11 protein-coding genes are annotated in these 13102 nt (G+C 61.3%); 10 read left to right on the top strand and 1 reads right to left on the bottom strand.

The features are described 5' to 3' along the window. Positions 1 to 151: 151 nt before the first annotated feature. Positions 152 to 496, bottom strand: coding sequence for a cupin domain-containing protein (locus ABH912_RS16805; RefSeq protein ID WP_007946320.1), 345 nt, complete (start codon positions 494 to 496; stop codon positions 152 to 154). A gap of 533 nt (positions 497 to 1029) precedes the next feature. Between ABH912_RS16805 and ABH912_RS16800 the strand changes: the two genes are divergently transcribed. The 10 genes from ABH912_RS16800 (at position 1030) to ABH912_RS16755 (ending at position 13080) form a co-directional block, all read left to right on the top strand. After that, positions 1030 to 1599: an acyl carrier protein gene (locus ABH912_RS16800; protein ID WP_429511168.1), complete on the top strand. Its 570-nt coding sequence runs from the start codon at positions 1030 to 1032 to the stop codon at positions 1597 to 1599. Positions 1600 to 1607: 8 nt separating this feature from the next. Continuing rightward, positions 1608 to 2882, top strand: coding sequence for a beta-ketoacyl-[acyl-carrier-protein] synthase family protein (locus ABH912_RS16795; RefSeq protein WP_429511167.1), 1275 nt, complete (start codon positions 1608 to 1610; stop codon positions 2880 to 2882). A 1-nt stretch (position 2883) separates the two neighbouring features. Further along, complete coding sequence (locus tag ABH912_RS16790) at positions 2884 to 3942, top strand: beta-ketoacyl synthase (RefSeq protein WP_429511166.1); 1059 nt, start codon at positions 2884 to 2886, stop codon at positions 3940 to 3942. Further along, positions 3939 to 5234, top strand: coding sequence for a beta-ketoacyl-[acyl-carrier-protein] synthase family protein (locus ABH912_RS16785; RefSeq protein ID WP_429511165.1), 1296 nt, complete (start codon positions 3939 to 3941; stop codon positions 5232 to 5234). The genes ABH912_RS16790 and ABH912_RS16785 overlap by 4 nt, the downstream gene beginning before the upstream one ends. After that, positions 5231 to 6439 carry a beta-ketoacyl synthase N-terminal-like domain-containing protein gene (locus ABH912_RS16780; protein WP_033058205.1) on the top strand — a complete coding sequence of 403 codons (1209 nt, stop codon included), beginning with the start codon at positions 5231 to 5233 and terminating at the stop codon, positions 6437 to 6439. The genes ABH912_RS16785 and ABH912_RS16780 overlap by 4 nt, the downstream gene beginning before the upstream one ends. Before the next feature lie 55 nt (positions 6440 to 6494). After that, positions 6495 to 9365: an aminotransferase class III-fold pyridoxal phosphate-dependent enzyme gene (locus ABH912_RS16775; protein ID WP_429511164.1), complete on the top strand. Its 2871-nt coding sequence runs from the start codon at positions 6495 to 6497 to the stop codon at positions 9363 to 9365. A gap of 9 nt (positions 9366 to 9374) precedes the next feature. After that, positions 9375 to 10112: a 3-oxoacyl-ACP reductase family protein gene (locus ABH912_RS16770; protein ID WP_033058203.1), complete on the top strand. Its 738-nt coding sequence runs from the start codon at positions 9375 to 9377 to the stop codon at positions 10110 to 10112. Continuing rightward, positions 10109 to 10873 (top strand): SDR family NAD(P)-dependent oxidoreductase, encoded by a 765-nt coding sequence (locus ABH912_RS16765; RefSeq protein WP_429511163.1) that lies wholly within the window; start codon positions 10109 to 10111, stop codon positions 10871 to 10873. The genes ABH912_RS16770 and ABH912_RS16765 overlap by 4 nt, the downstream gene beginning before the upstream one ends. 2 nt (positions 10874 to 10875) lie before the next feature. Beyond that, positions 10876 to 12174 carry a DUF1302 family protein gene (locus ABH912_RS16760; RefSeq protein WP_033058201.1) on the top strand — a complete coding sequence of 433 codons (1299 nt, stop codon included), beginning with the start codon at positions 10876 to 10878 and terminating at the stop codon, positions 12172 to 12174. A gap of 69 nt (positions 12175 to 12243) precedes the next feature. Next, entirely contained in the window at positions 12244 to 13080 is an 837-nt protein-coding gene (locus tag ABH912_RS16755; protein ID WP_033058200.1) for an outer membrane lipoprotein-sorting protein, read from the top strand. Positions 13081 to 13102: the final 22 nt, after the last annotated feature.

The following is a 13102-nucleotide window of genomic DNA, read 5'->3' as shown; positions in this document are numbered from 1 at the left end:
CTAATGCGGTGTTTCAGTCAGAGCGCATTGGCTGACTTTACGACGGCTTCGCCGCCGAGCGGGAGCAAGCTCCCTCGCCACAGGTTGTGTCTCGCTCTTGAAAACGTATTGACCGGGAAATCACGTCGGGTGATCTCCCGGTTTTTTTGCATCAGGCAAACACGAAATACTTGCGCACGGTTTCAACCACTTCCCAGGTACCTTTCATCCCCGGCTCAATGACGAAAATATCGCCAGCACGCAGGTGGATAGGCTCTTTCCCTTCCGGGGTGATGATGCAATAGCCTTCGCGGAAATCGCAGTATTCCCACTTCACGTATTCCACATACCACTTGCCCGGCGTGCAGATCCAGGTGCCCATGATTTTGCTGCCGTCTTCGCTGGTGTAGGCGTTGAGGTTGACGGTGTGCGGGTCGCCTTCGAGTTTTTCCCATTTGCAGGCATCGAGCACCGGCAGTGGGTGAGTGTCGCGAAGAACGGTAATAGGTGCGGTCATGTGGACTCCGGGGCAATGGACTAGAGAACTGAAGTCGCACCCTATAGCGCCCCGTGCCCGGTCAGTTGTCTGTGCTCGACACTCAGTTACCCAGAAGCGCTGTGCCGGGTTGCCCGGATCGGCTTGAACATTCTCAAGGCGCGTTATTTAACGGCTGAGCTGATATAGAGCGATGGTTATGAAGTTATAACTATTTTACTTGTCCGGTTTCTATTATTTGCACGTCTGTTCTGCGATCTGGAAGTTGATACTTTTGCGCCCCTCTCTATTTAGCCAACGATTGAGTGCGCTCTCCCACCATACGCAGCGTTTGTTAAGTAAATAAGTCGATTGGCGCGAGGCTTGGTACCAATCGAGTGCTGCGCGCAGGCTGGCTCGGACGCCACTCTCAAGTTGTTAAAAAACTTTGAATAGTTCGTTGACTCTCCCCTTAAGGGCAGAGTTTAGATTTCCGCCGCGTGAGAAGTTGCTGTGGGAATAGTTACTTCTCACATACGGAATTCATGAAGAAATCACGATATAGGGAGATAGAGATGAACAACCCATTGAAGTTGGAAAACGTCATTGCCAGCACCCGCGAGATTCTCGCGCAGTTGTTGGTGATGAGCGCCGATGATATCGATGAAAACAGCAGTATCGTCGAGGACCTCAGTGCCGATTCTCTGGACATCGTAGATCTGAGCTTTCAACTCGGTCGTCAATATGGCTGCACCTTGCCCAAAACCAGCGTGCTGGATCACGCCGTTGCAGTCTGTGGCGACGCCAGTGAGTTCCTGGTCAACGGTCGCATCACCGAGAACGGCAAGGCCTTGCTTGAGCAAAGCCTGAGCGGCTACTCCCCGGATCAACTCAAGACCGGTATGCAGCCGGCGCAGGTATTTGCCGCCACCACCGTGCGCAACTGGGCGCAACAGTGCCGCAACCTCTTCAACTATCTGCCGCAAAACTGCCCCGATTGCGGCGCTCATCAAGCCGTACTGAACGAACGTCAGCAAGTGGTCTGCGGCGCTTGCAGTGCACGGCTGGTGCCGGCCGACGGCGACGAGGTTTCACGCCGCCAGGTAGAGAAATTTGTGGCCACTCTCGCCCAAGAGACGGTGTAGGAGTTCACATGCGGACACGAGAAGTCTATGTGACCGGATTCGGTCTGGTGGCGCCCATGGCGCTGGACGCCGCCACGTTGTTCGAGCGGATCTGCCAGAAGCAGTCCTGTGTTCGCGAACATCCACGGTTCAAGGCGCTGGGGTTCAACAACAGCGCTGCCGGGTTTATCGACGACGGCCAGTGGCAGCAGATCGCCGCCGGTTTCGGCGGCAATGCCGCGCTGCACCCGCGGCAAAGCGTGCTGGCCGAGTTTGTCGCCCGCCAAGCCTTGCTGCACGCCGGCCTGACCCCGACAGCCTTTGCTCACACCCGCAGTGGATTGTTCCTGGGGGCCAACAAGCACTGCGCGGACAGTCACGACCTGCATCGGGTCAGTCGCTTCATGGGTGAGACCGGGCGTGTCGATCTGGATCAGCTGCTGGATAACCCGGCGCCATCGAGCGCGCTCTTCGGGCGCCGGGTCGATCAGCAGACCCTGCACCTGGCCGAGACGCTCGGGATCCGCGATCACATTTCGACTCATTCCGATGCCTGCGCCGCCGGCACCATGGCGATCGGCAGCGCCTACCGGGCGATCGAGCGTGGCGAAATCGATCTGGCCATTTGCGGTGCCGTCGAACTGATGGCCAACGAGTTGCCGTATTACATGTTCAACAGCCTCGGCGCGCTGTGCCAGGCCGACCTGCCGGCCAGCGAGCAGAGCCGACCGTTCATGCCGGACCGCTGCGGCTTCGTGATCAGCGAGGGTGCGGCCATGGTCATTCTCGAATCCGCCGAGCATGCCCAACGTCGCAAAGCCACGACGGTGGGGCGAGTGCTGGGTTATGCGAATGTGTGCGAGGCACAGAAAATGACCTCCAGCAGCCGGGATGGCAGCAAATACGAGGAATGCATGGAAGCTGCAATCGAAGACGCGGGGCTGCTCAGCAGTGCCGTGCAACACGTCAACACCCACGGCACATCCACCCAGGCCAACGACAGCTGCGAGGCCTTGGCCTTGCAGCGGGTGTTCGGCGAGTGCCAGGAACACGTGACGTTCACCGCCAACAAATCGGCCATCGGTCATTCCCTGGCGGGCAGCGGCGCGATTGAGGCGGTGCTGTCTCTGATCAGCCTGCGGGATGGCGTACTGTTGCCGACCTTGAACTACGATCACGATCGCGCCGAATACCCCTCGCTGACATTTCTCAGCGAGCCGATGCGCCAGTCGATCAACGTGGTGATGTCCAACTCGTTCGGTTTCGGCGGCGTCAATAGCTCTCTGGTTCTGGGGAGGGCATGACATGAGCATTGCCGTTTACATCCATTCGGCGGCCGTATTGAACGCCGCCGGCAGCGAATGTGCCGACCTGCTCGGGACGCCGCCCTCGCCGCAACCGCTGGCATTCGACGCGACGCGGCGGGCTTTTGCGCTGCCGACACCGCGTCTGGCCAGCGATCTGTTCGACCGCAAGATCCAGCGCAGCGTCGAACCACAAGGTTTGCGCCTGTTGCATTGCGTGGCACGCCTGGCCCCCGCGCTGGCGGCCCTGCAACTGCCGCCGGCACGGATTGCCCTGACGGCGGCCATTCCTGAGGTCGACGCGCCAAGTCCTTGCTGGGACGCGGTGCAAGCGATCAGCGAGCAACCGCAAAAGCCTCTGGCACAACTGTTGGCCAACACACCGCCACTGCACGCCATCACGCTGCTCAACAGCAGCGTGATGGCCTACGTGGCCGAAGCGTTGCAATGCCACGGGCCGATGGGCGGGTTCTGTTCCCAGGACAACGCCGGGCTCGATGCCCTCATCGAAGCCTGCCAGCAGATTGTCGAGCAACGCGCCGACGCCGCGCTGGTGGTCAGCAGCAGTCCGAACCTGACGCCGGCCCTGTATCTGCGTGAACCCACTCCGTCAGCCGAGGCGATTTTCGGTGAGGGTGCCGCGGCGCTGCTGCTGGGTTCGGCCCCTTCGCGCACCACCCCGCACGCCTTGCGCATCGCCGGGTTCGCTCGGGGTTACAGCGCTGATCCGCAACGTGGCGCAGCGGTTGCCCGGCGAGTCATCGACCAAGCGCTGAGCCTGGAAAAACTGTGTCTCGGTGACGTCGAGCAGATCGTCGCCAACCCCGAGGATGCGCAATTGATGAGCCTGTTCGCCGAACACCCACGGGGCGTTCGTAGCGCTCGGGCCATGACCGGCGATCTTGGCGCCAGCACGTTGCTGAGCGAGATCGCGCTGGCCTTGCACCACACCCAAAGTGCCTCGGCGACACCGGGCCACACGCTGTTTGTCAGCCATAGCCGCGCCGGTCATTGGGGCGCTTTGCTGCTGGCCAGTGAAACCCTGGAGAAGCACACATGAGTGCGACACGGATTGTGATCACCGGCATGGGCGCCGTGACCGGGTTCGGTTTCGAATGGCAGACCCTCTGGGAAAAAATGCTCGGCGCCGAACATTGTGTATGTCCATGGCAGCCCGACGGGGTGGGCGACGGCACATTCCCGGTGCGCTACGCCGCAGCCGTGGATATGACCCTGTTGCCCGAGGCCTTGAAGGACCATCCCGCCTGGAACATTGCGCTGGAAAAGCGCAGTCGCTTTGGCTGGGTGGCCGCCACCCAAGCGGTGAACGACAGCCGACTTGCGCCTGATCAACTACGTGAAGCCGCCGTGCTCTGCGCCTCGGGCGCGCCCCAGCACATGCTGGCCGACATGCTGTTGACGCTGGCACCGGATGGCAGTGCCCCAGGCTGGCAACACCTGATGCCTCGTGCCGGACAGGTCAATGCCGAGGGCTCGTTGCGCCAGAGCAATGATCGGCTGGCGCGGGTGATTGCCGATGGACTGGGCTGTGAAGGCCCCGTGATTAATATCAGCAGCGCGTGCGCCGGAGCCTCCCAGGCCATCGGCAATGCCTTCCAGATGATTCGTCGCGGTGAAGTGAACGTGGCGATTGCCGGTGGCGCCGATTCGGTGCTGAACCTCGACACCATGGCCGCGCTGTACCTGCTCGGCGCGGCATCGAGCGAACAGCGCTGGGGTGTTGATTTGTGCCGGCCGTTCGACCGTGATCGCAGTGGCCTGATTGCCGGCGAGGGCGGTGGTTTCGTGGTGCTGGAAAGCCTTGAACACGCGCTGGCGCGAGGGGCGACGCCCTATGCCGAAGTCCTCGGCTTTGGCAGCAGCCTGGACGCCTACAAAGTCACCGCCCCGCAACCCGAAGGCCGGGGTGCGGCGCTGGCGATGCAAGCTGCGCTGGACGACGCCGGCCTGCGCGCGCAACAAATCGATCTGATCAACGCCCACGGTACTTCGACGCCGCTCAATGACGTCGCGGAAACCCTGGCGATCAAGCGTGTGTTCGCCGAGCACAAGCACTACCGGTCCTTGGCCGTCAGTGCCAACAAGTCGCAGTTCGGCCACTTGATTGCCGCCGCCGGGGCACCGGAATGCATGGTCACGGCGCTGGCGTGCCTGAACGATCTGGTCACGCCGACCGTGAACTTGCATGACGTCGATGAGCAATGCGACCTGGACTATTGCGCCGGGCAAGCGGTCAGCCGCCGAGTGGATTTTGCCTTGAGCAACTCCTTCGGTTTTGGCGGCCTCAACACCTCGCTGGCCCTTGGCAAATATCGGGAGCACGGACAATGACTGACGCTACTGTGCGTGTTGCGATCGCTGGCAGCGGTTGCGTATTACCCAGCGGCTGGGGCGTGCAACGCTTCTGGTCGGCGGCCAGTGAAGCCCGTAGCGGCATCGCTTTGCTGCAGTCGAAATGGTTTCACAGTGAGCGCGTGACGGCCTTCGGGCATGTCAGTGATGAAGACCATCAAACCAGTCGCCAGGACGTGGCCCAGAACCTCCAGCGCTATTGCCCGCCGGCAGTGATCTGGGGTGTCAGCGCGGTGCGCCAGGCCTTGGCCGAAGCCGGGCTTGAACCGGGCAATGACGGTCTGCGTTATGGCCTCTATTGCTGTCAGGGCGGTTACACCCATCCGTCGTTGGTGGCCTATGGTGAGTTGCTCCACGAGTGCCGCAATGAGTCCGGCGCCGACATGCGGCGCCTCGCTCAACGGGTGTTGCAGGAGCGTGCGCTCGACCCGTTCCTGGTACTCAAAAGCCTGAGCAACGGCTTGCTCGGGATTGTCAGCCTGGCGCTGAAACTGGAGTGTGAATGCAACGCTTACATGCAAGGCGTGGCCGGCAATCTGGCGGCATTGCGCCAGGCGTGCGCGGCGTTGCAAAGCGGTCGTATCGATGCGGCGATTGTGGTCGGTGCCGGCAGTGAACTCGATCCATTGGCACTGGCCGCGTTGGCCGAGGCTGGCGTGATCAGCACCGATGGTTCTCAAACCTTGCGTGCATTCGATCGCCAAGGCACCGGCGGGATTGCCGGCGAAGGGGCGGCGGCGTTGATTTTGCGCCGGGCCGACGATCTGGCGGATGGGCCGCAGACCTGCCTGGCCGGACTCTCCGCCCATCCGCGTGTGGGGTCGTTGAACCTGCCGGACAAGCAGATCGATCTGCTGGTCAGCAGCGCCAGCGGCGATCCGTACAAGGACGCCGACCTGGCCCGAACGCTGGCCCGCGCCGGTGCCGCGCACATCACCAGTAGCGTGCCGGTGACCGGCATCCTCAGCGGTGCGCCGAGCCTGGTCGACCTGATCCTGGCCCGCAACGCGCTGCATGCCCAGCGTGTGCCGCCGATCATCGGGTTGCAGCAACCAGTGGATCCGCGCCTGCCGTTTGTGCTCGGTGAGGGGCGGGACGCGGTGCTGCGCGACTGCCTGGTCATCAACCGCGACGACAATGGTTTCAGCGCCTGTTACCAGCTCGATTATCAGGCGGCTGACTAGCCGTTTTGAACGCATTGAATCGCTTCTATTTTTCTAATCAAGGGATATGACTGTCATGGATTATCGCGATTACGTACGACCGAAATTTGTTGAACTGATGCAGGCCCTGGGCTTGGAGTGCCAGTTCCATCGGGCGTTGGGCAGCAAGCTGTTCTACCGCGACAAACAGGGCTGCGATGTGACCGTCACCGACTTTCTCGGCGGTTATGGCGCTGCGTTGTTTGGCCACAATGACCCGCAGTTCGTCGATCAACTCTGCGGCCTGTTGCGCGCCGATGTGCCGTTCAATGCGCAGATGTCCGTGCGTGGCGCGGCCGGTCTGCTGGGGCGAGAACTCAGCGAGGCGTTCAACCGGGAATTGAACAATAGCGAGCGCTACATTTCGACCTTCTCCAACAGTGGCGCCGAGTCGGTGGAAATCGCCGTCAAGCATGCCGAATACCGCCGCCAGAAAACCTTGCAGAAGCAGTTTGACGAACGGGATTTCGCCCTCGCCAACCTGACCGCCAGCGACAAGGCCTATGTCGAACTGGACGTCGACGACCTCGACCTGCCTGTCGGGTTGCTGCCGGACAATCTGTCCTACGTGACCGTTCGCCAAGTGGTGGAAGCGGTGCGTCAACACAACCTCGCGCAGCTGCATGTCGAGCCGGTGTTCGTCGCCCTGCGCGGCAGCTTCCACGGCAAATTGGTGAATACCGTCCAGCTGACTTACGGCAAACAGTACCGCCAGCCGTTCGCCCGATTTGGTCTCAACGTCGAGTTCATCGACCCGCAACAACCTCAGCAACTCAAGGATTTGCCGGCCCGTCACACTCGGCATTGGCTGAGCCTGGAGTGGAGCGGCGAGACCTTGCAAGTGCGTCGTGAAGCGTTCAGTGCGATCACTGCGGTGTTGCTGGAGCCGATCCAGGGCGAGGGCGGCATCAACGAGTTTGCCAGCGAGTTCTACCTGGGCCTGCGTCGCCTGTGCAACGAGCAGCAATGCCCGCTGATCATCGACGAAGTGCAATCGGGCTTCGGTCGCACCGGCACTTTGCTTGGCTCCAGTCATTTCAACTTGCAGGGCGATTACTACTGCCTGTCCAAAGCGTTGGGCGGTGGCCTGATGAAAATCGCCGCGACGGTCATCCGCGCCAGCCACTACGAAAACGATTTCAGCTACATCCACAGTTCGACCTTCGCCGAAGACGATGCCTCGTGTCATATCGCCCTGTCGGCGTTGCGCCGCTTGTTCGAGAACGACAGCGCGATGCTCAAGGATGTGAACAGGAAAGGCGAATACCTCAAGTCGTCGTTGCTCGAACTCAAAGCCGCGTACCCGGACGTGATTGCCGATGTGCGTGGTCGCGGGTTGTTGCTGGGGTTCGAACTGCACGACCTGACCGGCACCAGTTCGCTGGTCCAGGCGTCTGCGCAGTACAACGATGCGCTGGGTTACATCATCGCCGGCTACCTGCTGCAATTCGAATCGCTGCGGGTCGCGCCGTCGGGCAGCAACGCCAACGTGATTCGCCTGGAGCCGCCGGTGTGCATCACCTTCGAGGAAATCGACGGCTTGATGGGCTCATTGCAAAAGGTCTGCGACATGCTGCGTCGCCGTGATGCTTTTCCGCTGGCGGCCGGTGTGTGCGCCGATAGCATCGGCGAAGTGCCTGCACGCGAGGTGAGCTTCAAGGAGCCTGAAAACCTCCCAAAGCCTGACGAGAGCGTTCGCGTGGTGGCGCGCGTGGCGTTCATCAATCACCTGATCGATTCGGACATGCTGAGTGATGTCGACCCGTCGCTGTCCACCCTGAGCGCCGAACAGAAGCGCGAGTTCATCAAACGCATGGCTCCGGAGCGGCGTGCCGCACCGATCGGCCCGGTGCTGATTCGCTCGAAACTCGGCACCGCCGTGGAATTCACCCTGTACCCGTTGTGCATGGATTCCGATGCCATGGCCGCGTACATCGCCAGTGGTGACCTGGACACCATTCGTGATGAAGTCGGCAATCGCATCCGTGATGCCCGTGCCGATGGCTACAGCGTGGCCGGTCTGGGCATGTACACCTCGATCGTCACCAACAACTGTCAGGCGCTGAAAATCCCCGACATGGCGCTGACCTCGGGCAACGCGCTGACCATCGGCATGGGCCTGGAAGCGATCGAGCAGGGTTGCAAGCAGCAAGGCCTGGAACTGAGCCAGCAGACGGCCGCCGTGGTCGGCGCGGCCGGCAACATTGCCTCGACATACGCCTCGTTGCTGTCCACCAGTGTTGAACACCTGATCCTCATCGGTAGCGGTCGTGACGGCTCCCTGCGGCGTCTGGAGAAGACCGCCCAGCTGATTTACGCCGACGCCGCCCGTGCGATTCTCAAGGGTGTCGCCGAGCACGACCGCCTCGCCAGCCGCTTGCAGAAACTCGACGGCATAGACGCGTTGTTGCAGGCCCACGGTGCCGGCGTCGACCTCGGTCAGCGGGTGCAGCGCCTGGTCGAAGAACGTCTGGGCGCGAATGCGTTCATCACGGTCAGCAATGACCTTGATGTGCTGAAGCAGGCGCGCATCGTGCTCTGTGCTGCGAACGCTCCCCAGCCGTTTCTCGGTGCCGGGCACTTCGCTGAAAACAGCGTGATCTGCGACATCGCGGTGCCGCTGAACGTCGATCAGAACCTCTCCGGCCAACGGACCGACGTGCTGTATATGCACGGCGGGATCGTCCAGACCCCGCTGGGCGATGGCCTGATCCGCAACGTGCGCGCCTACCTCAAGGAAGGTCAGTTGTACGCCTGCATGGCGGAGTCGGTGTTGATGGGTTTGTCCGGGATGAAACAGCACTATTCCTACGGCGATATCAGTCGCGAGCAGGTGCAGCAGATTCGTGCCCTGGCCGCGACCCACGGCTTCAGCCTCGCGCAGTTCAAGACTGATAACTCACTCTAAGGAACGGTCATGCCGAATAAAGTAGCAGTAGTGACCGGTGGCAGTCGTGGCATCGGCCGGGCGATCGTCCTGGCCCTGGCCGGCGCGGGTTATCAGATCGCGTTCAGTTATGTGCGCGACGAAGTGTCGGCCGCGTCCTTGCGTGACGAGGTCGAGGCGCTGGGCCTCGAGTGCCTGGCGCTGCAATGCGACGTCAGCAGCGGCGACAGCATCAAGGGCTTTTTCGAACGCGTCGAACAGCATTTCCAGCGCATCGACCTGCTGGTCAACAACGCAGGGATCACCCGTGACGGGTTGCTGGCGACGATGCCGAGCCGTGACATCATCGAGGTGATCCAGACCAACCTGATTGGCACCTTGCTCTGCTGTCAGCAGGTGGTTCCGTCCATGATGCGCCAGCGCAGCGGTTGCATCGTCAACATCAGCTCGGTGGCCGCACAGAAGCCCGGCAAGGGTCAAAGCAACTATGCCGCGGCCAAGGGCGGTGTCGAAGCGCTGACCCGTGCCCTGGCGGTGGAGTTGGCGCCGCGCAACATTCGGGTGAATGCGGTGGCCCCGGGCATCGTCAACACCGAAATGAGCACGGCACTGATTGGCAGTCAGGAACAGGAAATCCAGTCGCGCCTGCTGATTAAACGTTACGCCGAACCCCATGAAATTGCCGAGGCGGTGCTGTACATCGCCGATCGTGGTTTGTACCTGACGGGTGAGGTCCTGCCGGTCAACGGCGGGTTGAAAATGCCATGAGCCGGACCATTCTGATTACCGGCGCCGCCAAGGGCATCGGCCGGGCGGTGGCGGAGAATTTTGCCACCGACGCCGGGCACCGCTTGATCCTGCTGGACCTGGATTTGCCGGAACTGCAACGTTGGGTCGATGAGCAACAAGGGCAGATCAAGGCACGGGTCGAAACCCATGCCGCGAACATTGCCGACCTGCCAGGCATGGAAGCGTTCTTCAAAGTGCTGGCCAAACAAGTGGAGTACGTCGATGTGCTGGTCAACAGCGCCGGCATCTGCAACGAGAATGAACCGGAAGATTTGCACAACTGGCACAAAGTGATTTCGGTCAACCTCAACGGTACGTTCTACGTCACCTCGTTATGCCTGCCGTTGATGCCGGATCGCGGGCGGATCATCAACATGTCATCGATCCTGGGCCGCGCCGGCAAGGTCCGCAACACCGCGTACTGCGCTTCCAAGCACGGCATCGTCGGCATGACCAAAGCCCTGGCGATGGACCTGGCGCCCCGGCAGATCACCGTCAACGCGATTCTGCCCGCGTGGATCGATACGCCAATGCTGCAAGGTGAACTGGCGGCGCAAGCGGCCATTGCCGGGCTGACCCAGGAACAGATCCTGCGTAACGCCAAGAAGAAACTGCCGATGCGACGCTTCATTCAAAGCGAAGAAGTCGCGGCGATGGTGCGTTACCTGGCCAGCCCCGAAGCGGGCGGGGTAACCGCCCAGAGCCTGGTGATCGACGGCGGTGTCGGGTTGGGAATGTAGCCATGCAGGGATCTTCTTTTAGCCGCACCGCGTGGGCGGTGTTGGCGTGCATGGCCGCGCCGCCGGCGCTGGCTGAATTGACGGTGGACGACTTCAAGCCGGATTACGCCGATGCCGAAGTCGGCGTGGCCACCGCGTTGCGCTTGCACGGTGACGACCAGGTCACTCAGAAGGCCGTGTATTTCAAGGCCAACCTGGAAGACAACTGGGACGGTGGTTACTACAAGGCCAAAGGGCGGGTGCGTTACGACGCCCGCTACGACGGTAACAATCCGTATAGCGAACGGGCGCGGGACAAATACCGCTTCGACGCCGACTGGCGGCATCTGTACTGGGGCCAGTCGGTGGGCGACGGCGAGGTGACCATCGGCTGGCAACAAGTGGTCTGGGGGCGTGCCGATGAGTTGCGTGTGCTCGATCAGGTCAACCCGGTGGACTATCGCGACGGCCTGACTCCGCTGCTGGAAGACAGCCGGATCGCGGTGCCCATGGTGCGGTTTGCGCAACCGGTGGGCGAGTGGGAACTGGAGGCGCTGTGGGTCACCGATTTTGTCAAAAACCAGCCGCCGGTGGCGGGCAGCGAGTTCGACGCGCCACTGTTTGCTGTGCCGGATCCTCAGTATTTTCTGTTGGATTCCAAGCCCGGCTACGACGGTGACGAGGGCTTTTCGTATGGCTTGAGCGCCAACGGTCGGATCGGTTCGGTGGACACCAGTTTCGTCGCACTGAATGCCCGCCAGAAAGACCCGGTGTACGCCGTCGAAGGCCTGGCCGATGACGGTCGCACTCGGCTGGAGCGCCAGTTTCCCCGTTACACCATGGGCGGTGCGGGGCTGGCGATCGACGCCGGTCACAGCATCGTGGTGCGCAGCGAAATTGCCTGGTTCGACAACTGGCGGGTGACCAATCCGACCCGCGCCTACGGCGCCGACAGCACCCCGATGGTCAAGTCGTTGCTGGGCGTCGATTACCTGCTGCGCGACTGGCTGATCTCGTTGCAATGGCAGGAGCAGCAACTGCTCGACTGGCAGGACGGCATGCTGCAAGACAAGCGCGAACACTTGTTCACCTTGTCGGCCGAAGGCACCCATTGGCAGGACCGACTCAAGAGCCGGCTGGTGGTCGCCGCCTCGCCACCGTTTAAGGACGATGCGCTGTTGCAAGGCATCTTCACCTACAAACCGGTGGACTGGATCAAGCTCGGGCTTGAAGTGGATGTGTTCTTCGGCAAGCCCGACAAAACCTTCGGCGAGTACGACAACCGCGATCAAGTGCGGCTGTCCGCCGGTTACCTGTTTTAACCCCATGACGCCTGCGTGCCACTGGCGCATTGGCTCGACCGTACTTATCTGACGAAAAGGGAAGTTCCCATGTTGCCGCTATTCAAAAGTCTGACCGCTGCCGCATTGATCCTGAGCGGCGCTTGCGCCACCGCCGCCGACGGCAAGAATGCCGATGAAATCATCCGCCAGGTGCGGGATCGAAACGACGGTAAAAGCTTCATGTCCCAGGTGTCGCTGATCCTCCACGACAAGAAGGGCAATACCCGGGTTCGCGAGTTCACCTACCTGCAAAAGGATTACCCGGACAGCGACAAATTCAGCATGTATTTTTCCGCCCCCACGGACGTGCGCGACGTTGCCTTTCATATCGAAAACCCCCACGAAACCCTGGGCCTGGAAGACAGCCAGTGGATGTACTTGCCGGTCAGCCGCCAGACACGACGGATCTCCACCACCGACAAGCGCGGCTCATTCATGGGCAGCGAGTACTCCTACGCCGACCTGGACAAGGTCCGGGTCAAGGATTACACCCAGACGCTGGTCGGCGAAGAGCAGGTCAAGGGCCGCGACTGTTACGTGATCGAGCGTGAGCCAGCGTCACCGGAGGTGTTGGCAAAGACCGGCTACAACAAACTGAAAGTGTGGATCGACAAACAGAATTTCCTGGTCATGCGCCAAGACTTCTTCGATGTCAAAGGCGTGCTGGTCAAGCAGATGCGCACGCAAAAGGTCGACACCATCGACTCGATTGACAGCATCGTGCTGAGCGAAACCGAGCACTTCATCGACGGCACGCGCTCAGAGATGCGTTTCAACCACCTGCAATACAACGTGCAACTGGAAGACCGTTTGTTCACTCAGACCGCCATCAAGCGCGGGCTGAAAACCGGCGACGTGCCCGACTTTGCCGTGTCTGCCCGCTAAGCGCCGACCCTGACGACCCTGG

It is taken from the genome of Pseudomonas sp. BT76 TE3572 (assembly GCF_050435365.1).
GTDB lineage: Bacteria > Pseudomonadota > Gammaproteobacteria > Pseudomonadales > Pseudomonadaceae > Aquipseudomonas > Aquipseudomonas fluorescens_W.
This window is presented reverse-complemented; position numbering and strand designations above follow the sequence as displayed.